Annotated in this window: 17 protein-coding genes and 3 tRNA genes; 7 read left to right on the forward strand and 13 right to left on the reverse strand. The window is 56.9% G+C overall.

Features of this window, described 5'->3' with window-relative positions; all coding sequences use genetic code 11:
- Position 1: 1 nt before the first annotated feature.
- The 6 genes from SMC7_RS06360 to lgt form a co-directional block, all read right to left on the reverse strand.
- On the reverse strand, positions 2–2,152 hold the full coding sequence (locus SMC7_RS06360; RefSeq protein ID WP_119089512.1) for a ComEC/Rec2 family competence protein: 2,151 nt from the start codon (positions 2,150–2,152) through the stop codon (positions 2–4).
- Positions 2,153–2,157: 5 nt separating this feature from the next.
- A complete protein-coding gene (locus SMC7_RS07505; protein WP_119089513.1) occupies positions 2,158–2,757 on the reverse strand; it encodes a helix-hairpin-helix domain-containing protein in 600 nt (199 codons plus the stop codon).
- A gap of 73 nt (positions 2,758–2,830) precedes the next feature.
- The gene (locus SMC7_RS06370) at positions 2,831–3,388 is read right to left on the reverse strand and encodes a L,D-transpeptidase (protein WP_165845202.1); all 558 of its coding nucleotides are present in this window, start codon (positions 3,386–3,388) and stop codon (positions 2,831–2,833) included.
- A gap of 139 nt (positions 3,389–3,527) precedes the next feature.
- Positions 3,528–3,613 (reverse strand) — tRNA-Leu (locus SMC7_RS06375).
- Positions 3,614–3,628: 15 nt separating this feature from the next.
- Positions 3,629–5,323 carry a ribonuclease J gene (locus tag SMC7_RS06380; protein ID WP_119089515.1) on the reverse strand — a complete coding sequence of 565 codons (1,695 nt, stop codon included), beginning with the start codon at positions 5,321–5,323 and terminating at the stop codon, positions 3,629–3,631.
- Between the two features lie 51 nt (positions 5,324–5,374).
- Positions 5,375–6,211, reverse strand: a complete 837-nt coding sequence (lgt, locus tag SMC7_RS06385; RefSeq protein WP_165845203.1) for a prolipoprotein diacylglyceryl transferase — start codon at positions 6,209–6,211, stop codon at positions 5,375–5,377.
- A 172-nt stretch (positions 6,212–6,383) separates the two neighbouring features.
- On the opposite strand from lgt, the gene SMC7_RS06390 reads away from it, so the two are divergent.
- From SMC7_RS06390 to SMC7_RS06405, 4 genes are all read left to right on the forward strand, one after another.
- The gene (locus tag SMC7_RS06390) at positions 6,384–6,677 is read left to right on the forward strand and encodes an iron-sulfur cluster assembly protein (protein WP_165845204.1); all 294 of its coding nucleotides are present in this window, start codon (positions 6,384–6,386) and stop codon (positions 6,675–6,677) included.
- A gap of 56 nt (positions 6,678–6,733) precedes the next feature.
- On the forward strand, positions 6,734–7,945 hold the full coding sequence (locus SMC7_RS06395) for a replication-associated recombination protein A (RefSeq protein WP_119089517.1): 1,212 nt from the start codon (positions 6,734–6,736) through the stop codon (positions 7,943–7,945).
- Positions 7,946–7,962: 17 nt separating this feature from the next.
- Positions 7,963–9,144, forward strand: a complete 1,182-nt coding sequence (locus SMC7_RS06400) for a hypothetical protein (protein WP_119089518.1) — start codon at positions 7,963–7,965, stop codon at positions 9,142–9,144.
- A 295-nt stretch (positions 9,145–9,439) separates the two neighbouring features.
- Positions 9,440–10,291, forward strand: a complete 852-nt coding sequence (locus tag SMC7_RS06405) for a bifunctional 5,10-methylenetetrahydrofolate dehydrogenase/5,10-methenyltetrahydrofolate cyclohydrolase (protein WP_119089519.1) — start codon at positions 9,440–9,442, stop codon at positions 10,289–10,291.
- A 15-nt stretch (positions 10,292–10,306) separates the two neighbouring features.
- Here the strand turns inward: SMC7_RS06405 and SMC7_RS06410 are convergent, their stop codons facing one another.
- Together SMC7_RS06410 and SMC7_RS06415 are read right to left on the reverse strand one after the other, a co-directional pair.
- Positions 10,307–11,020 carry a biotin--[acetyl-CoA-carboxylase] ligase gene (locus SMC7_RS06410; protein WP_119089520.1) on the reverse strand — a complete coding sequence of 238 codons (714 nt, stop codon included), beginning with the start codon at positions 11,018–11,020 and terminating at the stop codon, positions 10,307–10,309.
- Positions 10,999–12,012 (reverse strand): hypothetical protein, encoded by a 1,014-nt coding sequence (locus SMC7_RS06415; protein ID WP_119089521.1) that lies wholly within the window; start codon positions 12,010–12,012, stop codon positions 10,999–11,001. Before SMC7_RS06415 ends, SMC7_RS06410 begins: the two co-directional genes overlap by 22 nt.
- Positions 12,013–12,132: 120 nt before the next feature.
- Here SMC7_RS06415 and SMC7_RS06420 point away from each other — a divergent pair, with 120 nt between their 5' ends.
- The 3 genes from SMC7_RS06420 (at position 12,133) to ileS (ending at position 20,401) form a co-directional block, all read left to right on the forward strand.
- A complete protein-coding gene (locus SMC7_RS06420) occupies positions 12,133–16,167 on the forward strand; it encodes a 5'-nucleotidase C-terminal domain-containing protein (protein ID WP_119089522.1) in 4,035 nt (1,344 codons plus the stop codon).
- A gap of 96 nt (positions 16,168–16,263) precedes the next feature.
- A complete protein-coding gene (locus SMC7_RS06425; protein WP_119089523.1) occupies positions 16,264–17,142 on the forward strand; it encodes a DUF3378 domain-containing protein in 879 nt (292 codons plus the stop codon).
- A gap of 97 nt (positions 17,143–17,239) precedes the next feature.
- On the forward strand, positions 17,240–20,401 hold the full coding sequence (ileS, locus tag SMC7_RS06430) for an isoleucine--tRNA ligase (protein ID WP_119089524.1): 3,162 nt from the start codon (positions 17,240–17,242) through the stop codon (positions 20,399–20,401).
- 52 nt (positions 20,402–20,453) lie between these two features.
- On the opposite strand, the gene SMC7_RS06435 is transcribed toward ileS, so the two are convergent.
- The 5 genes from SMC7_RS06435 to SMC7_RS06455 form a co-directional block, all read right to left on the reverse strand.
- Entirely contained in the window at positions 20,454–21,287 is an 834-nt protein-coding gene (locus tag SMC7_RS06435; protein WP_119089525.1) for a HesA/MoeB/ThiF family protein, read from the reverse strand.
- Positions 21,284–22,684, reverse strand: a complete 1,401-nt coding sequence (locus SMC7_RS06440) for a carotenoid oxygenase family protein (RefSeq protein WP_119089526.1) — start codon at positions 22,682–22,684, stop codon at positions 21,284–21,286. The genes SMC7_RS06435 and SMC7_RS06440 overlap by 4 nt, the downstream gene beginning before the upstream one ends.
- Before the next feature lie 61 nt (positions 22,685–22,745).
- Positions 22,746–22,836, reverse strand: a tRNA-Ser gene (locus SMC7_RS06445).
- The gene (locus tag SMC7_RS07645; RefSeq protein WP_119089527.1) at positions 22,823–23,293 is read right to left on the reverse strand and encodes a nucleoside deaminase; all 471 of its coding nucleotides are present in this window, start codon (positions 23,291–23,293) and stop codon (positions 22,823–22,825) included. The genes SMC7_RS06445 and SMC7_RS07645 overlap by 14 nt, the downstream gene beginning before the upstream one ends.
- Before the next feature lie 8 nt (positions 23,294–23,301).
- Positions 23,302–23,378, reverse strand: a tRNA-Arg gene (locus tag SMC7_RS06455).
- Positions 23,379–23,394: the final 16 nt, after the last annotated feature.

The following is a 23,394-nucleotide window of genomic DNA, read 5'->3' on the forward strand; positions in this document are numbered from 1 at the left end:
ATCAACGTCTCGGGTCGGGCGCAACCCAGCAGCGTGAGCCGCGAGTGAATATGGAGATACAGCCGGTCTGATTGAGAGACAGGTTCGATGGCGAATCTGTCGTGAGAACCTGAACCGTCCCGGTAGAAGTGTCATACGCAAATCCGGGAGAGTTGGGTGGAAGCGGCGTTGTGGGGCTTGACCTTCCGACAAGAGCGGCTGTGACCAGCGCCATTGAGGGGCCAGACTGGCTGGCGTTTCCTGCCTGGATGGTCGTGCCACCCACCTCGACGCAGACCATCTTACCATTATCGAGCGATGCAATAGTTTGTTGGAAGCGAGTGTCGAGCCCAGGAATGGGGGTGCGGGCGTACTGGGAGGGAAGATAGACGTGGCTCGGGGTTAGTAGTCCGAACAATGCGTCCAGCTGGTCTGGGAGGTCTGCAGGAGACCCTGCGACCACGACGACGTCCAGCGTGTTTACACCGAGTGCTGCGAGTGCATGAGCCACCCGGTCCGCTGCTTTGGCGTCAGTGTCGAACAGACAGAGCCACGTGCCAATGCCCCGGCTGCGGACAAGGATGACGCTGCCCTGATCAACGACAGGGAAGGTCACACGCGTGTCAAACGGGACAGCACCGAACACCCAGACAAGTAAGACCAGGATGGCCGCCACAGCCACGGGGGCTCCCGCGTGGTGCCGCCGACTGAGTCTTGGCCGGTTGTCCACGGACAGGATGATGACCCCGAACAGAATCCCCAGGGAAAGGAGCAGGAATGGTGAAGGTGCAGGGACATTGCGGTGTGACCCGGGGAAGCGCCCGAGCAGCTCAAGACAGCCAAACAGGACACTTGAGACGGCGTTGATGATGGGTGCGAGCAGTGCCGCGAACGACGGGATCGTAAGGAGTAGCGCCGACCATGCGAGGAGGCCTATCAGCAGCAGGGAGACCGCAGGAATAGCTATAACGTTTGCCAGAAGGGCAATCGGGGCGACGACATGAAATGCTGACACGGCGAGTGCCGCTGCGGGTAGAGACGCTCCGATCGTCGAACAGAGAGATGAGAGGAGTCCCCGGGCGAAGCGGCCAGTGGCTCGAACAAGGTGGGACAGAGGTTCGCCGATAAAGCACAGGCCCGCGACCGAGGCAAACGACAGCTGTAGTCCGATGTCGAAAACGGAGGCAGGATCAATTACCGTGAGAATGAGTGCGGCCCAGGAAAGCGATGCGAGCCTGCCAGTATGTCCGCCGAACATGCGGGTCACCGTGAAAACACACAGCATCACGAACGCTCGATCGGCACTCAGGGGGAAATCAATGAATGCCAGGTAGACGAAAGTGGCGACCAGTGGAGCCAGTGTCCTGCCGATACTTCTCTCCGAGAATATCAGACCAAGGAGGATCGACATTACGGCGAAAACCAGTGAGAGGTGAAGCCCGGATATGGCGAGCAGATGGCTGGTACCAGTGATGGAGAAGAGATGGCGGTCCACTGTTCCGAAGAGTCTGCGGTGAAGGAGAAGTTCTTCGAGGAATCCGAACGCTCTGTAGCTCAACACCGGCCGTGCGCGGAGCTCGATGAGGTCTCGTGCGCGTCCCGTCAATCGACCCCACCATGATGCAAGAGAATGGCCGGGAAGGGCCTGGATGTCTTGTCCGAGATACAGCGCCGGTGGTGGCGGACCGAGCCGTTCCTCTCCAGGATTGAGAGCTGGACTGGTTGTGCCGATTTTCCCCGAGACACGTATTCGTTGACCAAATGTTGGACCAGTGCGTCGATCAGGCATCTGTACCTGCACGGTTACCGGGCGGCCAATGGGGATGCCGTCTGCCGTTACTACCGACATCTCAAACGTCGTGCCTCCGGTGCTTCGTGCTACAGAAGGCGTAAGGGCTGTGCCTGTGACAACCGAGGTATCAGGGGGGACCTGCCCGGAGGCAGAAGACTGAATGGCTCTCCTTGCCATGGCAAACGACGGCCAGAAGAGAGAGAGTGCGAGCATGACACGGATGAGATTGAGCCGCGGGTGTCGAGTTTGTATGAGATAGACTGCTCCCAGACCAGCCAGAGCAGCAAAGGTAAGTATTGCCGTAGCTCCTTTGGTTCCAGCCGACAGAGCCCCGGCTACGACCGTCAGGGCTACGAGCGTGACGAGTCGCAGTCTTATCACGACGACTAAAGGGTGATGAGGGATTTCAGGTCTTCGTAGGTTTTGGTGCCGATGCCCTTGACGTTCTGAAGGTCTTCAAGTCGCTTGAACAAGCCGTGCTGCGCCCGATAATCCAGGATGGCTTGCGCTTTCGCCGGCCCAATGCCAGGAAGGGTATCGAGATCGGCCAGTGTTCCGTGGTTGATACTGATTCGTGCATGGACGCTTGAGGAGGGTGACGTGGAAGACACGACGGTGCTCGCGCCATCTGGTGACTTGACCGGGACAGTGACTTGTTCACCATCCTCCAGGCGAGCTGCCAGGTTGACCGCAATGAGATCAGCGTCGTTCGTGGCACCTCCGGCGGCCGCCACTGCGTCCCGGACAATGGAGCCTTCTGGCAGCATATAGACAGCTGCATGGAGGACGGCACCAGTCACATACACGTTGATGGAAACGGGGACGGTGGGCGCGACATCCGCTATCGTCGGGTCATTGACAATCTGTGGGAGCGGGTTGGGCGTAGGTTTGTAGAGGCGCGAGCCGACAAACAACCCGGCTCCCGTTCCCAAGGCGAGAACAGCGACAATCAGGACGATTATCTGATGCTTCGACAGTCTTTCCATTACAGTGGAGACTCGCTCGTTGTCGAGCGTGCAGCCTCCCGCCTCCTTCGTCGGCGTTGAATGATTTCGGTTCCTAGCGGGAGCCCCCCATGACTGTGAGAAGATCGTACAGTTCCAGGAAGTCGGTAACCATTCCCTCGGTCTGCTGAGAAATTGGAGTCTCAATGATCCTGACAGGGGTGCCTGTCGCGATCATTGAGAAGGCCTCTGTCACGTCGGTGTTCTGATGGCGTACGCACCCGTGCGATACGTCCTTGCCGATGCTGAACGGCTCGTTCGTTCCGTGTAACCCATATGAAGGGAGCGAAATGCCGATCCAGCGAATCCCCAGGCCGTTCGTCTTATCGCGAAGGTACGGGGCGTGCACCTTGCCTTCCCAGTGCCAGTTCGGGTCGACTTGCTTCTGAGTCACCTTATATACGCCGATGGGTGTGGCGCTTTCGCCGGTGGTTCCGGTCGCGTTCGGGAATGCGAGAGTGCCGTCTACGGTTCTCAGAAGAGTGATGTGGAATGATTTGTCGACGAGAACCTCACTGGCTGTGGCGCCTCGGGCCGACGGTATGGCCACAACGGCAAGAGCCACGGCGAGGGCTACAATGCAGAAGAAAAGCGAACGACGGTAAGCTTTCATAGTGACTCCCATTATAGACAGCATTGGCCTGATGGCAACGAGGCCGGAACGACAGGTAAATCAGAAGGGCCCCTTGCGGGGCCCACAATGTCCAAGAAGCGCTTCAACAGCGCAAGAAACAGGATGTCTTCTCGCCAAGTGGTGCGGGGAGAGGGAGTTGAACCCTCACGACCTTGCGATCACTAGGACCTGAACCTAGCGCGTCTGCCATTTCGCCACCCCCGCCTGAAGGGCTTGAGACTAGCGCTCCAGAATGACCGGGATGACGATAGGCCGCCGGTGCGTTTTGTCGTATATATATTTAGCCGAGAATTTGCGTAAGTCAAGCTGCAAATCAAGCGTCGTGCCTGCATCCTTATTGCGATGGGTCACTATGTAGGTCTTCATCTCGCGAGTCAGGTCCATCAGGATTGCGTCGTCGTCGGTCACAACACCCTTCGTCACGATTTCCGGACCGGCAAGGATCTTTCCTGTCATCCTGTCAATGCTTACGACTGAGACCAGAATGCCGTCTTTGGCCAGGCGGGCGCGGTCAGTGAGGATAGGACTATCGGGCAACCCCAGGGCGAGACCGTCGATCAGCAGTCCTTCGGCGGGTATGCGCTTGAGCGTGGTCAGGTGTTCACTGTCTACCGTGAAGCACTGGCCGTTTTCGAGAATGAAGACGTGTGAGCCCGGGATACCGACGCTCTCGGCAAGGCGCTTGTTCCAGAGAAGATGCCGGTACTCCCCGTGAACTGGCACGAAGAACTTGGGACGCGTCAGCGAGAGCATCAGCTTGAGGTCTCCCTGAGCGCCATGGCCGGACACGTGGACCTTGTCCTCTCGGCGGTAGAACACGTTGGCGCCTCGGCGGAACAAGTTGTCGACCGTGCGAGCTACCATCTCCTCGTTGCCCGGGATCGGATCTGCAGACAGAACGACGGTGTCGCCCCTCGTGATCTTCACGAAGTCGTGTTCGCCGCGAGCAAGACGCGACAGGCCGCTCATGGGCTCGCCCTGAGTTCCGGTCGTGACAATAAGCATCTTGTCCTTGGGGACGCTCCCCATCTCATCCTGCTGGACGAATATGTTCTCAGGCATTTCCATGATCTTGACCTTGCGGGCTACCTTGACGGAACTGATGATGCTCCGACCGTCCACAAAGACCTTGCGACCCTGAGGGGCAACCGCGTCGATAATCTGCTGAATGCGGTGGATGTTGCTGGAGAACGTGCTGAAGATGATACGGCCCTTGGATTCGTGTACAATGCTGTCGAATGTTGACCGCAGGTCGCGTTCCGAACCCGCGAAACCCGATTCCTCGGCATTCGTCGAGTCCGACAGAAGCAGGAGTATCCCCTCGCGCCCGAGGGCGCTGAACTTCTGAAGATCGATGGGCTTGTCGTCGACTGGGGTCTGATCGATCTTGTAGTCGCCCGTGTGAAGAATGATTCCTTCGCTCGTGCGGATGGCAATGGCCATGCTCTCGGGCACCGAATGGGTAACGCGAACGAACTCTACGTCCATGTTGCCTATCTTGATGCGGTCGCCTGCCTGTACTGCTCTGGTTTCGTAGGGCTTCATCCGGCCAGGGATAACGTCATCGATGATTCCGAGGGCGAACTTGCTGGCATAGATTGGTGCGCGGACATGCTCCAGTGTGTAACCGAGTGCTCCGATGTGATCCATATGCGAATGAGTGATGAGGATTCCGCGGATCTTGTCCTTGATCTGGTCGAGGTAGTCCATGTTGGGGATGACATAGTCGATCCCCTGCATGTCGTATTCGGGGAACTTGAAGCCCGCATCAACAATTACTGCATCATCATTGACCTCATAAACGGTCATATTCTTGCCAATCTCCCCGAGACCTCCAAGGGGAGTAATGCGGATGATGTCGTGGTGTCGGGTCGTGTGTTCGGTGTGTTGCGATTGTGTTTTAGTCATAACCATAGTGTACCCACTTTGTTAGCATTGAAAAGCAATGCATTGTGGAGAGTCGTGTCAACCGTCAGATTCCCTAGTATCCTGCGTCGTTTCAGGGAGTGTCTCAGACCGTTCGGGAGGCACGGAACGGACCGGAGGCCGGCGCCTGAGAATCACTGAGGCGATGATCCCCAATAAGATAATCGTGATGTCCGTCCACTGGTTTGGGGTCAAGCGCAACACGTGGACGGGAATGTAGCGGAAGAACTCTACGACGAAGCTGGCAGCGCCGTAGAGGTAGAGATACCAGATGAAGACTTGGCCATCATAGTGTTTGTGTTTTCGGACGACCCAGAACAGAACGGCAAACACGAGAAAGCCGGAAGCGGAGTTGAACAGCTGGGCCGGCCAGATTCTCTGATTGAGAAGATCGGACTGGGACGAGGGGTTGGTGAAGATGACTCCAAGCCACGATGTCGTAGCTGTTCCGTTGCAGCAACCATTGAGCCAGCAGCCGACCTTGCCGATACCGAAGGACAGGGCAAGCAGCGGTGCCACAAGATCAGCCATGCGCCAGAATCCCATCCGTCGACGCCGAATGAAGAAGTGAGCAGCGACGACACCGCCAAGGATGCCTCCAAAATAGGAGAGCCCCCCTTCCCAGATCGCAAGGATACGGAGGGGATGGGCGAGATACCACACGACATTCGGAGACGTCATAATCCAGCCGATGCGAGCTCCCAGAATGCCGCCGATGACGGCGACGATGGCCAAGTCCAGTACATCATCAGTGTTGATGCCCTGGTGTCGTGACTCGATGTAGACGACGGTGATACTGATGGCGATCGAGACAGCGATCATGATACCATACCAGCGAATAGTGAGGCTTCCAATGACAAGAGCTATGGGATGCATTGGTTTCTCCTTTGTTGGTTTGTGAGCCTGCGACATCGGGATTATACTGCTAAATAGTGCAGTTGCTAGTCTAACTCGCCTCGACTCGTGATGATGCAAGACGCGATTGAATACAAAGGGGACATCACGGAGATCAGTGGAAGTTCGCACAACAATTCTAGAGATGGCCATTATGAATGACAGAGCAACAGTCATTGCGACACTGAAACGGGTACGTGACCCCGAAACCGGCGTGGATATCGTAACGGAAAGACTGGTTTACGGTTATACGGCCAACGAACTGGTGACCGAGATATGGATGAGCTTCACCAGTAACACACCCGTCTGCTTTTTTTGCAAGGCTATTGCCTGGACACTCATCGAGAAGATCTTCAACAGGATCGTTGAAGAGTTGCAGGAAGAAGGATACAAGAATGTCAGAGTAGTCGACGCGCTCAATCCAAGAATCTATTACAGGAGTATGTGACACAGATTTGAACCTTCGCGTTGCGTTGACCGCTTTGCGGTGCTATAACCTCAAGTATGGAAGACACGCAGCGCATATTCCAGGGGTTTGAACCGTCGAGCCTGGATGAGTTCGTGGGTCAGGTTGCGGTTGCAGGGCCTGGTACACCGCTTCGGAAATTCGTCAGTGATCGCGTACCGTTCAGTGCGATCATCTGGGGTCCTCCGGGGTGTGGGAAAACGACGTTTGCGCGGCTGGTGGCTGCACAGTTGGGCGAGGTGATGGAGTACGTGACTGCCGTCTCGGCGGGCGTACCTGAGTTGCGTCAGATTGTGGCTCGCCATGCAGGGCGTCCCTTCGTTCTGGTCGTAGACGAAGTTCACCGGTTCAATCGGGTTCAGCAGGACTTCCTTCTGCCCATGCTGGAAAACCGACTGATGACATTTGTCGGCCTTACGACGGAGAGTCCCTACGCTACATTGTCGCCTGCTTTGCGCTCGAGGATCTTCATGTTGCGATTTGGACCACTGACCACGGCCGAGATCACCCACGTTCTCACTCAGGGATGTGAGAAAGCAGGCATGCAGGTGAGTGCGACCGTGTTAAGTCGCGTGGCGGCCTTCAGTTCGGGGGACGCGCGCGTCGCCATCAATGCTCTGGTATGGTTGTACCAGTCGGGGAGCCTCGTAGACGGAGCAGATCTGAATGAGTTGCTGAAAGAGGTTCCAGTAGCCAAGAACTTCGAGCAGGAACACTATGACCTCGCCTCTGCATTCATCAAGTCGATGCGTGGTTCTGATCCGGATGCTGCGCTGTACTACATGGCGCGCATGATCGACGCAGGAGACGACCCTCTCTTCGTGGCTCGGCGCATGATCATCTTCGCGGCAGAGGACGTCGGCCTGGCGAATCCGTTTGCCGTTGTGATGGCGACGGCGGCGTATGATGCCGTGCACGCGGTGGGGTTGCCTGAAGCAATGCTGAATCTGACAGAGGCTGTTATCTACCTTGCGGGGAGCCGCAAGAACAATTCGGTACTGGGTGCCATGCGTCGTGCGCGGGACCTTGCACAGCAGACGAAAAACGTTGATACGCCAATTCAACTCAAGAACAGTCGTACAGGCCAGGCATTGTACAGATATCCACACAATTTTCCGGGCAACTGGGTGGATCAGGAGTACTTTCCTGACGAGGTGCATGATCGGGCCATCTATCTGCCCACCGGAGCCGGGTACGAGCGTGTGATCGTCGGGTACTTGAAATTGCTTCGTGCGAAAAAGCCGGAATAGGCACAGAGGAGTCCGATATGCAGAAAGGATACTGGGAGGATGGCAGCAAGCTTCAATTTGACGGAATCGTGACGGCAACCGCGGAGACGGAGCATGGCATTGTCGTCCGATTCGAAAAAACGTACTTCTATCCTGAATGTGGTGGCCAGCTCGCGGATGGAGGAACGGTCTGTGGTACGACCATCCTGGACGCGCAGCAGGATGATGTGGGCCCATATGTCCTCCTGCCTCCAGGATCCTCTGTGGACGTCGGTCAGCAACTGTTCTGTGTCGTCGACGCTGAGAGACGTGGCCGGCATACACAACTGCATTCCGCGCAGCACATTCTGAGCAGGTTGCTTGATGACAAGGGCATCCGGACGCTGTCCTTTCACATGACCGAAGAGGAAGCCAGCATCGAGATCGAGGCCACAGCAATCAGCGATAGCGTCCTGATGGAGGTCGAAGACGCCGTAGAACGTGCCATCTGGCGATGTCTTCCCGTCGAAACGTTGTTCGTCGAAGCGGCCGACATCGCTGCCTACGACGTGCGCAAGATGCCAGAGCTTGCAGGTGGACCGCTTCGCCTTGTCCGAATCGGGGATCTGGACACGAATCCGTGTGGCGGGACCCACGTTGCGTCGACCGGCGAGATCGGTGCGTTTGCCATCGTACGAACGGACAGAGTGCGTGGCAACACTCGCCTCTACTTTGTTGCAGGGCGAACAGCGACGGCCTGCTACCGGCGAAACGAAGCTGTGCTTCGGGAGATCGAACAGCAGCTGACATGTGGACTTGACGATATCTCGACTTCGGTTGCGAGGTTGCAGCAGCGCGACCATGACGCGGCCAGGCAGGTCAAAGGTCTGCTGGTTATGGCTGCGGACGAGGTTGCTCACCAGGCTCTGGGCGAAATCGCCTCACATGGTGTTGCCGTGATGGTTCTCGACGGGGTCCCTGCCGAACTCGCTCGCATGGTGACAGCCAAGTTGACTTCGGCCCCTGGTCCACTGTGCGTCCTCATCTACCCCGGCGGCGGCACTGACGGGCAGTTCGTCTGCTCGGTGCCAACCGGAAGCGAGGCTTTGCTGGCGACCTTCGGTACGCGGATGAAGGAGTTCTTCGGCGCCAGATTGGGCGGTGCGGGAAGAGTCGTTCAGGGAAAGGTCGACACACATATAACTGTGGATCAACTGAAGCCTCTTCTGATGGCAAAATAAGCATTGCCGGCGAGCAAACGGTAGTTTGTTGATTGCATCGGCGTTCCAACTACACTGGTGACGGAGGTGGTTTTCATGAAGATGTGGCGTTGCACTGTTTGTGGGCTTCTGTACGAGGGGGGAGAGCCCACCTTCGGCAGTTCTCAGTCGCGGAGGTCAGAGTGCACGTGAACAAGAACAAGTGGGGATGACGAAGCCTGTCCCGGTGCCGAGGTACTGCCTGGATATGGCTGGTGAACACTACACTCCCGGACCGGTCGAGTAGCCGGCGGGTCACTTCGAAAAGGAGAGGGATATGGGATCCATCATGGAAGCATCGCTATTCACGCGTAAGATCGAAGCTGAGATCACCAAGGAGGTCGAACGCCTGAAGTCAGAAGGACACAACCCCTCACTGAGCGTGATTGTGGTTGGCAACAGCCCGTCGACAATGGTCTACTTCAAGAACATGTCACACAAGGGCGTGGAACTCGGGTTCTATGTTGAGCTCCGGAAGATCGATGAGTCAATCGGAGCTGGCGAGGTACTTGAGCTCATCCACAAACTGAACGACTCGAAGGACGTCGACGGTATCCTAGTCGGGCTTCCCTTGCCAAAGGAATATGATGTAGATTCGGTTTTGCACGCTATCAGTCCCAACAAGGATGTCGATGCTTTCCACCCCTTCAATATGGGGCAGTTGATGATTGGCAAGCCTCACTTTGTCCCGGCTACCGCAAGATCGATCATCTCCCTCCTGGAAAACTATGGCGTTCGCATCCAGGGCAAGAACGCGGTCGTTGTGGGTCGCAGCAACATTGTGGGCAAGCCAGTTGCCTCCCTGCTGCTTCAGCGTGACGCTACTGTTACAGTATGCCACTCCAAGACCGTCGACCTTGCCAAGTACACGCGTGAGGCAGATATCTTGATCGTCTCAATGGGGAGACCCAGAGCGATTACGGCTGACTACGTCAAAGAAGGCGCTGTCGTCATCGACGTGGGCATCAATGACGTCAATGGGAAAATCGTAGGTGATGTCGATTTCGAGGGCGTTCGCCCAAAGGCATCGCTGATCACACCAGTGCCTGGTGGAGTCGGTGTATTGACGACCCTTATGCTGTTCGACAATGTCCTGAAGGCGGCTCGGTTCAACAGCGACAAGCACTGACTCGGCGAGAGCTGACTACCAGTCGTAGATGCTTCCGGCGTCCACCTCCGTGAGCGACCCGTCAGGGTTCTTGAGAAGGAGGGCGCCGGCTCTTGACAGCCCAGCCACCCGGCCCGACTCGCGCTGATCGTTGAATTCCACCGTGACGAGTTCGTCCCGCAAGGCGAGATTGGCGTCCATCCAGGGACTGAAGGTGTCAAAGCCACGCAGAATGAGTGTATTTATGTCCAGTTCCACCATGTTCAGGACGCTTGCACAGAGGTGCTGCAAGTCGATGCTATGCCCCAGTTCTTCTCTCAGCGAAGCCGCGCGCGGCAACTGGTCCGGGAGTACGACATTGTTGACGTTGATGCCGATGCCCACCAGCAGGGTTGTCGTTTCAGACTGAACGAGCGTCTCACCAAGGATTCCGCAAACCTTGCGATGTTTGACCAGCAGGTCATTGGGCCATTTCAGAAGTGTGTGAACGCCGGTTTCGGTCAACACGACGCTTGCCACGGCGTGAGCTGCCGCCATTGCGGACTGACGTACGGTCTCCGCCGACGGTACGGCTAGGGCCAGCGTGAGCCACAGACCTCCTGGTGGTGAATCCCAGCTCTTGCCACGTCGCCCTCTTCCCTTCGACTGTGTCTCGGCAATGACGGCGAATGGAAGCAAACGACCATCCAGTGCGATCTGGCGCGCAGTGTCCTGCGTCGACACTATGTTCACGTAGGTGAGGAGTTCCATGGATCCTCGCGGATGGCGTCCAGGAGTTCACCGACGTGGCGGGGCGCGTCCGTGATGAAGACGCTTGCTCCACGGTCGACGAGACGGGTCAACACGCTTGCTCTCGTGCTCATGGAAAGCATGGCGATGTCTTGTTGTCGCACAAGGACGGCATCCAGCCGAGGAAGACCGACTAGAACCAGGGGTCCGGAGACTGTGTCGGAGGGACCGTGGTGAAGCATGGCTGTTATGAACAGCCTTTCAGCGCCAACACCAGCCGACACGAGTTCCTCAATGAAATCTGCTGCCCCTTCGTCGGTGCACATAGCCAGGACCGGTCCATCGTTGCTGGGCGGCCCGCAGCCTTGTTGAGCAATGACGGGCATTCCAGGTGCCAGCGTGATAGGCTGGCTATTCGGGACCCACGCTGCAACGGGGCACGCAGCAGTGCCGACAAGTCGTTGGGCCACGTCCTGTACCATGGAGATGTTGGAACCCATGACCACGAGAAAGTCCGATCGCTGCTCGAGGAGATTCCACGCGAGAGCAACGGCGTTAGCCGCGTGATCGTGGACCCCCGGCGGTTGCAGGTCGCAGTCGACCAGGCCTCCGATAGCTACGTCGCCACGTGGGCCAAACCAGCTCCTGGCGGGGTGGGCTGCTGCAAGTCCTGCAAGCAGCTTCAGCTGGTTCGCAAGGTCTGACAGCTCGAACGGCTGCTGTTTCAGGATGTCGGCAAGTCGAGCGTACTGGGAGAGTGTTCCCATCACAATGCAGTCCACGCGTCCTGCTTCCATGCGCAGAGCCCCGGATGGAACGGCGACCTCGCCCCCCTTGGCAAGCATCTCCTGTTTCAGGATGTTGGCAGCCTGCGGGAGCAGGCCGTTCACTCGTATCACAAGGAATACCGCTTTGCCTGCCATGAGATCGGCCCCGGCAGAGTAGCACCCCAGAGCATTCAAAAGATCATGAGCCTGCTCAATGGTCGACATATGCAAGAGTGAGAGTTCCACAGTCGCTCCTTTCCGTCGCGACTGATCTATCTCAACCGCGGCCTACAAATTGTATTCTCCTGCGTCGGGACTACAATAATAATGGTCAAGATGTCTATTCTGTAAGTCGGGAGGAATGGAATGAAGAAGCGCCTGTCAGTTCTGCTCAGCGTGATTCTCATACTGGGCCTGGTGTTTGCGAGCTTCCCGTTCAAGGTAGCCATGGCTGCCACGACAGTGAAGATAACCTTGCTCGAGACAAGTGACGTACACGGGGCCATTTACCCGTATGATTACTTTAAGGATGCGCCCGCGAATGGCGGACTCGCACAACTGTCCACACTGGTCAAAGGTGTCAGAGCTGACAACCCCAATACGCTGCTCCTGGACGACGGCGACAACCAGCAGGGCACACCGCTCACATACTACTTCAATAAAGTCGACACTACCTCGCCGAACCCGATGATCGCAGCCATGAACATCATGGGATACGATGCCATGACAGTGGGCAACCATGAGTTCAACTATGGGCTCTCCGTCATCGACAAAGCCCGGTCCGAGTCCAAGTTTCCCTGGCTTTCGGCCAACATCTACAAGGAAGATGGCACCAACTACTTCACACCGTACATCGTCAAGACGGTTGCCGGCGTCAAGGTTGGCATTCTGGGCCTGACGACCAAGAACATTCCGAACTGGGAAGTGCCCGCGACTATTAAGGGTCTGGTCTTCAAGGATACGGTCGAAGAGGCCCAGAAGTGGGTCAAGGTTCTCAAGGACACCGAGAAGGTCGACCTTGTGGTGCTCTTGGCACACGAGGGGTTCGAGAACGATATCGACACGGGCAAGGACCTTGGCACGTCAATCGAAAACCAGTGTTATGCCATTGCGACGACGGTCCCCGGTATCGACGTCATGTTGACCGGGCATACCCACCTGTCCATTCCGGGCAAGACGCTGAACGGTGTCCTTGTCATGCAGCCAAAGAATGCAGGCGTGGAGATCTGCAAGGCAGACATTACGATGGAACAAACTGACACCGGCTGGAAGGTCGCCACGAAGACCGGGATCAATCTTCCTGTGACTTCGGCCACCGTGGCTGATCAGGCCATTCTCGACGCGACCAAGACACAACATGAAGCGGCTGTCAATTATATGAAGCAGCCGATTGGCGAAGCGACAGGAGATTTCACCGGCGCTACGTCTCGGACTGAGGACAGTGCCATCGTGGATCTGATTCAGAAGGTCCAGATGAAGTACGCCAACACCGATCTCTCGCTCGCAGCCATGCTGCCGGGCGTTGCCCCCAGTTTCAAGAGCGGCCCCCTGACGGTCCGCGACATGTATTCACTTTATATCTACGAAAACACGTTATTTGCAATCAGCGTGACCGGACAGCAGATCAAGGATGAGCTTGAATGGTCTGCGAAGTACTTCAACACCTACGACTACAGCAAGACAGCGACCAGTCTGATCAACTCCACTGTGCCAGGCTACAATTATGACATGCTGCAGGGAGCCGACTACGTGATCGATATCACCAAGCCGGTCGGGCAGCGCATCAGTGGCCTGATGTATCATGGCAAGCCCATGGATATGACCGCAACATACACGCTGGCTCTCAACAACTACCGCGCGGGCGGGGGCGGATTCCTTGGGTTCAAGGGCTCACCGATTGTCTACCAGTCCAGCGATGAGATCCGCAACCTGATGATCCAGTATGTCAAGGATGCGGGGACAATCGACCCGACGGTCGACAACAACTGGCAGCTCGTGCCGGACTATCTCGATTCACAGTACCGTGCAGCCATCGATACACTCAACAGGCAGAGCGCGCTCAGCGAGTTCCCAGCAGGGGCATTTGTGCCCAATTCCACAGCTACTCGCGGTGATCTCGCAGCGATCATTACCGGGTCCTACGTCTCGATCAGCAGTCGCACTCACGGAAGTTCGTTCGTCGACGTAGCCGGCGATAGCTGGTATGTCCGAGCGGTCGGGACTGTTGAAGCTCTCAAGTTGATGAACGGGACGTCGGCCAGGACGTTCGCGCCCGATGCTCCAGTCACGACCGAACAGGCAGTCGTTACGCTCATGAGAGCAAGTGGATATGGATACGAAGCTTCGAGGTACGATCTTTGCGCGCAACCTCTTGACAAGGTTCCGAACCTGTTCCGCAACGTCGACGGCACGTGGAACTGGGCGGCCCTGGCGGCAGACACGAAGAAGAATGGTGGAGCGACCATCAACATGCGTTCTGGACAGTCTCTCGGCGGTGTGGAGATGTACGCTATCGCTCTTCCCGTGGCCCCTGGAATGGTCGTCAACGGTTATCCTACCGGTGGCGATCTCAAGGCATTTACGATGAAGAATGCCAAGTGGCTGCTGGACCGCACAGGGTATGCCCTCGGCACATGGTACTACGAGGGCAAGACCTATATCGACGTGAGTACGACGATCCCGTGGAGAGACTACGCCGTGACACTGGGCAGGGAATATGACCAGATCTCCATCTACGATCTTGCCAACTTCGAGGAGATCCCGACCGCCGGCACCGGCGGGAAGTCCGGCCAAGTGCCCAATATGAACCTTATCATCTCGGACTGGGCTCTGCCATACGTGGCGTTTGCGGAATCGAAGGGATTCATTACGGCCGAGCAGGCCACTGCCCCGAAGCATCAGCTTACGAGGGGCGAACTGGCCGACATGGTCGTGAAGATGCGGTTCCCGACGGTGGTCATCTTGCACACCAACGATTTCCACGGCAACCTGGTGCCAGTGATCGATGCCAACAAGAACAGCGTCGCTGGGGCGGCTCGTGAGGCTACCATCATCAATAGTGTGCGCAGCACGTTTGGTCAAGACCACGTTCTGCTTGTGGACGCTGGAGACGCAATCCAGGGTGTCACGATAGCCAACATGTTCCAGGGTAAGAACGTGATTGAGGTCTACAACGCGATGGGCTACAACGTGGCGACGCTCGGCAACCACGAGTGGGACTACGGCCAGCAGGTCTTGAAGGACCGGATTGCAGAAGCAAAATTCGACTATGTGAATGCCAACGTGACGGGCGTGAACCTTGGCTGGAAGTCGAATGTAATCAAGAATGTGGACGGGATCAACATCGGGCTGTTCGGTGTCATAACATCCGACCTTCCGATTATTGTTGCGCCTTCAAGCCTGACCGGCGTCGGTGTCGCGGATCCGATAGCGACAGCGAAGGACCAGATTGCTGACCTGAAGGGGCAGGGAGCGCAGTACATCGTTGCCCTGAGCCATTGTGGCTATGAGAACGGCGGCGCCCCACTGGACCCTGCTATCGCTGCGGGTGCCCCCGGCATCAACCTGATTATCGGCGGTCATTCCCACACGGTCCTGAAGACAGCGGCAATGGTCGGCAAGACGATGATTACTCAGACCGGCACAGCCGGTGCATACGTCGGCAAGGAAGTCATCGACTTCACAACATATCAGGGGAAGGTTACTAGACAGAGCGTCTCATATGAGCTTGTGCCAACAGTAACCTCTGTTCCCGAAGACCCTGCTATCAAGGCCATCGTCGATGGATACAACAACCAGCTGACAGCGAAGCTGAGCGTTGTCATCGGCAAAGCTCTTGTGACGCTTGACGGAGAACGGGCTGACGTTCGTACGAAGGAAACCAATCTGGGCAACTACGTCGCCGATTGGATGCGTATCTCCACGGGTGCAGATATCGCTTTCGAAGACGGTGGCAGTATTCGTATCAGCATTCCTGTCGGTGATGTCACGGTAGGTACCGTCTACAACGTGCTTCCGTTCGACAACATCTTGGAGATTCTTGAGGTTAAGGGTTCCACACTCAAGCTCGCTCTGGAGAATTCCGTCAGCTCCTATCCTGCCCAAGGGGGCTGGTTCGCCCAGATATCTGGATTCAGCTTCACGTTTGATCCGTCCAAGCCAGTGGGTTCGCGTGTCGTGAGCATCACGAAAGACGGCAAGCCCATGGACATGGACGCCATATACAAGCTCTGCGTACAAGACTACACAGCGCTTGGCGGTGATGGATATAGCATGCTGGTCGGAACAAAGATCGTCTACAAGACCAGCGAATGGAACCGGGATGGTTTTGTCGCCTACATCAAGGCGAACCCGGAGATGACTGCGACGGTCGACGGTCGAATCACTGTCGTCAAGCCGTAGCAGATTATCGACTGATTCGTCAGGGGGGCCGGCAGTCGCCGGCCCCCCGTGTTTGACGAGTGTTGCACATCTGCCGAAAGGAGAGACAATCCATTCATGAACACAGTGAAGACGATGACACATGAGCAGCTGGAACGTCTTCGATCCGCTTTGACTGCTGGTGGGGCCATCGAGGATACCGAGTTGCCCGCAGGAGCGTCTTTCCTCACCAGGAGCGAGGGTTCGGTCGTCACTGCCTATCACAGCGGCAAGGTCCTGTTCCAGGGGCAGGCCTCTGAAAAGCAGGTTCGTCTGGCTGAGGAAATTCTGGCTTGTGACGAACCGGCGAGCAAGGGTCTCGAATTCCCGATCGTCGGAGGAGATGAATCTGGCAAGGGGGACTTGTTCGGTCCGCTTGTCGTCGCTGCGTTTGCCGCTTGCGACGAGTCAGAGCGACGGGATATCATACAAGCGGGGGCACGGGACTGTAAGCTCATGACAGATGCGGAAGTGCGTACCGTCGCGACAAGGCTGAACAGTATCGGTGTATCGAGCATCCGCATCCTCATGCCCCAGGAGTACAACTCGCGCTACGCGCGTGTGCGCAATGTGAATGTCTTGCTCAATGAGGTCTATGCCGAGTTACTGCTCGAATTGGCAACCGCGTCGAAGGCTCACACAGTCATCCTGGACAAGTACGGTGGACGAGCAATGGCACTCTGGAAGGCTCCGCAGAGTTTCCGTTTCGTGGTGGAAACGCATGCAGAACGGTATCCTGAAGTAGCTGCCGCTTCCGTACTTGCCAGGGCCGCGTTTCTTGACGGTCTCGAACGTACGGCAAGGGACAGTGGAGTCGTCAGGCTACCAAAGGGAGCTTCGATGGAAGCGCAGACGTTCATGAGGCGCCTGGCGTCAGACAAGGGCAAGGACGTGCTTCGGTCGGTCGCGAAGGTGAATTTCGCTCCCGTGAAGTCGTGCCTCGAAAGCCTGTTCTAGACGGGGTCAGTGATTGTCGCTTGGTTGACAACACTACCCGGCCAGATAGTATATATGCTGATTTCCGCAGTGAAACCTTCATACGAGGAGACGCCTGATGTTTAAACCCGTACTACCTGCCGACAAGGTTGTCGAACAGGAGGTGGCCACCATCCGGTTCTGGGAAACCGGTCATGTCTTCGAGAAGTCGCTCGAACTGAGCAAGGATAAGGAGCGCTTCGTTTTTTTCGAAGGGCCGCCGACCGCCAACGGAAGACCCGGCGTGCATCATGGTTTGGCCCGTGTTTTCAAGGACACGGTTCTGAGGTACAAGGCAGGTACAGGCTACTATGTCCCCCGCAAGGGTGGTTGGGACTGCCAGGGTCTGCCCGTGGAGATCGAGGTCGAGAAACGACTCCACATCAGCGGCAAGCAGCAAATCGAGGAATACGGCGTCGAAGCATTCGTGCGGGAGTGCAAGAGCAGCGTTTTCACATATAAGGCGGAGTGGGAGAAGATGACCAGCCGCATCGGTTTCTGGCTGGATACTGAACATGCGTATGCGACCTACACCAACGACTACATCGAATCGGTCTGGCATATCCTCAAGACCTTCTACGACAAGGGGTTGCTGTACCAGGGGCACAAGGTCGTCCCCTACTGTCCGCGCTGTGGAACGGCTCTCTCGATGCACGAGGTCGCGCAGGGCTACAAAAACGTCACCGAGGAGACAGTCTTCGTCAAGTTCTCGCTGACGTCAGATGGACTGGAGGGTGTCAAGGCGCTGGTCTGGACAACGACGCCGTGGACTCTGCCGAGCAATGTCGCGCTTGCGGTCAACCCGGGGGTAGAGTACTCGGTCGTCGAACTGGAAGGTGAACGGTATCTGCTGGCCTCTGCACGGTTGGCTGCCGTGTTTGGTTATGATGCTGAACATGTGGTACTTGTGCGCACATATCTCGGAAGCGAGCTTGCGGGGATTCGATATGAGCGTCTCTACGACTATGCCAGTGTCGAGCCCTGGGAAGAGGTACGTGGATGGCGCATTGTCACCGCAGACTTCGTGACGACGACGGACGGCACAGGCATCGTCCATCTGGCGCCTGCGTTTGGCGAAGACGACCTCAACATTGGACTGAAAGAAGGACTTCCGTTCGTGCAGCTCGTAGATCCTGCCGGAAAATTCACGTCTGAAGTGACACCGTGGGCTGGCAAGGACGCCAAGGGAAGCGACCCGGATATCCGGCGTCAGCTCAAAGCTGACGGGAAGTTGTTCAAGACGGAGAGGATCGAACACGACTACCCCTTCTGCTGGCGATGCGATACACCTCTTCTCTACTACGCCAAGGACTCGTGGTTCGTCCGCACGACGGAGTTCAAGGACCAGATGATTGCGAACAATCAGGAGATCATCTGGTACCCCGACCACATCAAGGACGGGCGATTTGGCAACTGGCTGGAGAACATCAAGGACTGGGCGCTGTCCCGCGAACGTTACTGGGGAACTCCATTGCCCATCTGGATCTGCGATTCCTGTGGACACCAGCATGCGGTAGGTTCCATTGCTGAACTCAACGAGATGGCTGTCAATCCGGATCCCAAGGTCGAGTTGCATCGTCCCTATGTGGACAAGATCGAACTGCGGTGTCCGGTATGCGGTAGCACCATGCACCGTGTCCCAGAAGTCATCGACGTCTGGTTCGACTCTGGTTCGATGCCATATGCACAATGGCACTATCCATTCGAGAACCAGGGCGAGTTCGCAAAGATGTATCCAGCCGACTTCATCGTTGAAGGAATTGATCAGACACGTGGGTGGTTCTACACCCTTCACGCTATCTCCACAGCCCTCAACGACAGGCCTGCGTTTAAGCGTTGCATGGTGCTCGAACTGGTGCTGGACGAGAAGGGCCACAAGATGAGCAAGCATGTCGGCAATGTCATCGACCCCTGGAGTATTCTCGACAAGCAGGGGGCAGATGCGTTCCGATGGTCACTGTATACGAGCACTCCACCCTGGTACCCGAGACGGTTCGGGCCAAACGTAGTTGCCGACGCTCTGAAGAACTTCATCATACCACTTCGCAACGTCTACAGTTTCTTTGTGTTGTACGCCAATATCGACCACTTCGATTCGAAGGTTGCCCAGCTGCCATTCGACCAGCGGCCAGAACTGGACCGGTGGCTTCTGAGCCGATTCCAGGTGCTCGTCCGGGATGTGCATGCAGATATGGAGGCCTATGATATCAATCCGGCGACGAAGCTCATCCAAGCTTTCGTCGAGGAGCTCAGCAACTGGTACGTGCGCCTGAGCAGGCGGCGTTTCTGGAAAAGTGAAAACGATGCTGACAAGCTGTCGGCGTACGAGACGCTCTACAGGGTCCTGGTCGACCTTGCCAGACTGTTGACGCCGTTCACTCCCTTCATGTCGGAGGAGATCTACCAGAACCTCGTCCGTTCGGGCGATGTCGAGGCCCCACTTTCTGTGCACTTCCTCGACCTGCCGGAATTTGACGAGTCTATGTTCAACCCACACCTTACGGGTGCGATGCAGGCGGTCATGGACGTCGTGTCCCTGGGAAGATCAGCAAGGAAGCAGGCGGGCGTCAAGACCAGGCAGCCACTGAGTGCAGTGACTGTTTACGTCCACGACGTGCAGGCTCATGAAGCGCTGGTTTCCCATGCCGACATCATCCGCGATGAGCTGAACGTCAAGTCTATTGCCGAAGCGACTCACGCTGCGGACATTGCCGAGTTCACGCTCCGGCCCAACCTCCCAGTCCTCGGCAGGAGGGCCGGGACATCGATCCCCGCCATCCAGAAGGCACTGGCTGTAGATCCAGAGAGAGTCTATGCCGAACTTGAGAGCACTGGCCAAGCTTCTCTGGATCTGGATGGAACGGCATTCCTGCTGACGAAGGATGATGTCATCAGCGCGGTCTCAGGGAAAGGTGGACTGTTCGCAGCGTCGACGGCAAACATTGTCGTGGCGGTTGACCCTACTGTCACGCCGGAGTTGCGAGCTGAGTGGTATGTGCGCGAGGTCGAGCACTTTGTTCAGGGACAGCGCAAGGAAAAGGGCTATCAGGTGACGGATCGTGTACGACTTGCTTTGACGTGTACCGATGCTGCAGTGACGGCCGCACTCACCGCTGCGGCGCACGACATAGCCCAGGAAGTCCTCGCAAACGCGGTGACGGTGCTTACTGGTCCGGTCGAGGACGGCGTCGAGGCCTTGGAGCTTGAAGGTTCGAAAGTAGCCTGCTGCCTGGAACAGTAAGGGCGTTCCGGCAGGTGCAGCACGTTCGCTTTCCCGGTAGAGTTTCCTGTCTTCAGCAGGAACTCTGCCGGGGGTCTGTTTTCATCGAGAACAACTCGGTTATGGTTGGTTGGTCACCGCACACTCGGCACTGATGGTCGCGTTCAAGTGGCACGAGCTCGAAGCGATTGTCCTCTCCATCCATGAGCAGCAGCTTGCCGGCCAGCCAGTCTCCGCACTCCACAATGTACTTGAGCACGTTCTGTGCAACGATGGAACCGATGATGCCGGGAGTGGTGCCGAGAATGCCGCGAGATCTCTCCTCGCGTGCCATGGCAGCAGTAGGAGACTTGGGGTACAGACAGCGGAAGCAGGCTGTTGTTCGCGGGATGACCGTGAATGCCATGCCGTGGAGGTTGCTTACCGCACCGACAAACAACGGCTTGCCAAAAAGGACAGCAGCATCCGAAACGAGATATCGCGTGCTGTAGTTGTCTGTGGCGTCGACGACCATGTCGTAGGCGCTAAAGAGAGCATAGGCGTTGTCTGGATCCAGTCGACTGGGATAAGCCTCGATACGTATTTCCGGGTTCAGTGCCACCAACCGTTCCTTTGCGACAAGAGCCTTGGGTTGACCGATGTCTCCCGTGGAGTAGAGCACCTGCCGGTTCAGGTTGGACAGGCTCACGATGTCTCCGTCGACCACTCCTATCGTACCCACTCCAGCGGCAGCGAGGCACAGCAGGATCGGGGAGCCGAGTCCTCCGGCTCCCACGACCAGAACAGACGCTTTTGCCAGCTTCTCCTGTCCCTGAGGACCGACCTGTTTCATCCATAGTTGACGTTCGTAGCGACCCTCGGCGGGGACTCCGCACGACGACGCTCGCACGTGTTTCGATGAAGTCATGTTGTTGCCTCCTCCGGCACGAAGAGTGCATGTAGTCCGAACGGTAGCGCGCAGGGAAGCCATGCGCGGGCTTGTTCGGTCATTGTCGCAGCATCCAGAATCAGGACAAACGAGCGCTTTGCCAGGACATCGAGTACGATAGCCAGCAGCCAGCCTTCTCCTTCTGGACCGTCCGCAGCAGCGGGAACAAAAACTGGAGCGCCCGGGAAACAATTGTCGGATGACCACTCGATGAATCGCCCGGTCATCACGTCGGAACGGCACAGCCGGTCGATCGGTTCGCCTGTTCTCGTTGGTCCCGCCGCGAACAGAATGGTGTGCGGGCGCGTCGAAAACCGGGCGTCTATCATGCAGAACTCTCCCGGCGGGCACCTCAGTGGTGAGCAGACGACCCGCTTGTGCTCCACGTCGATGACAAGACGAGTCGCCAGCGGAGCGGGAAAGTCGCCTGCAGGAACCTCTCCATGGTCGAAAGCTAGAGCGTCGAGGATACTCGGATCCGCATAGGCGGCAAGATCGACGATGATCTGATCTCCATCGTCCCAGGCATTGATGTGGTGGAGTGTGAACAGTGGGCGCGTGGAAAGTGTCGTCTTCAGTGCACCTGTCCTTCGGTCGACGACCAGGACCCTGCTTCCTCGCCCCGCATCCCAGACGTAATTTCGCAGGTACGGACGTCTGGATGAGCTCAGGGAGCGCGGATATGCCGTGAAGGGTCCTTCGACGAGAACGACCCATCGTGGCGTTACACTGAAGGAGTGCATGTATCCAAGGCGCGAAGACGGGACAGTACAGAGGCGTCGCGTCCTTCCTTCAGGACTGGTGACTGTAATGACGTATGCGGCAGGATCCCCATTGCAGAGCGACAGGTCGAAGCGCTCTCCGGTGAGCCGGTCGAAGACGGGGTGTGGCGAGGAGGCACAGCATCTGTGCAGGTGGGCCCATCGCCTTGTGCGTATTGTCGCCAGGGTCATGGGATCGATCAAGATGCTCTGTGGCGTATCGCCGAGAGCCTCGAACTCGTTTCTCCAATGCATGATGTTCATGTTGGTGTTGTCGTCGGAGAGATGACTGCGCCAGTGGACGGACGGGGAGTCGAAACCACCAGCCGGCAGGGCGTCTTCCAGCAGGGCTCGATGATACCAGGAACTTGCAAGAAAGCGGTTGCTGCAGGTGACGCCATGTGGTCCGAAGGTTACTGATGAGAGGAGGGCAAAGCCATCCAGCCAATGCCCAACAGTGTGACCCCCAATCTCGAACCTGCCGGGGCCGATTCTGTACATGGTGCCGACGAGGCCGGGAGGAATAATCCCCGTGACGCTGAGGGGTACGCTGGACACTTCATCGAGGAGCGAAGTGAAACCAATGCTGTATTTGGGCATATATCCTGGGTTCATGGCCGCTTGAGAGCACGGAGAAATGTGCGAGATAACAATGACTCCAGCATCTGTGTCATGCTGGCGGAGAGGGTGGGATTTGAACCCACGAACGAGGGAACCCCGTCACCTGCTTTCGAGGCAGGCGCTTTCAACCGCTCAGCCACCTCTCCGTTTGGACCTGATATGTACAAAGAACTGCTGCAGGACAGCTTCGGCATCAGCGCGCAATAAACCAGAAACCACCTCCGGAGCATATCCAAAGATTGACCGCGTAAGCATGTTGCCATTGCTGCCGACTGCTCCATTGTCGAAATCGTACGCTGAGAACACTACCCGCTGTACCCTCGCAAGAGCTATTGCGCCAGCACACATTGGACACGGCTCAAGAGTAACGTACAGGACGCATCCGTCCAACCGCCAATCTTGCAGACGCTCGGCACTGGAGCGCAACGCAAGCATCTCAGCATGTGCCGTTGGGTCTTTGGCGCTCTCTCGCATGTTGTGTGCGGAAGCAAGCAACTCACCAGTCCTTGTAACAACACATCCCACAGGGATATCTCCTTCATCAAGGGCACGCCTGGCCTCGTCAAGTGCAAGGAGCATGCAATCAACATCAGTGAGAGCCATGTCAGGACTGGTGCGCCCGACAGGAATCGAACCTGTAACCTACGGTTCCGTAGACCGTCACTCTATCCAGTTGAGCTACGGGCGCGCAACGATGATTGTAT

The organism is Candidatus Cryosericum terrychapinii, from assembly GCF_003570925.1.
Classification (GTDB): domain Bacteria; phylum Caldisericota; class Caldisericia; order Cryosericales; family Cryosericaceae; genus Cryosericum; species Cryosericum terrychapinii.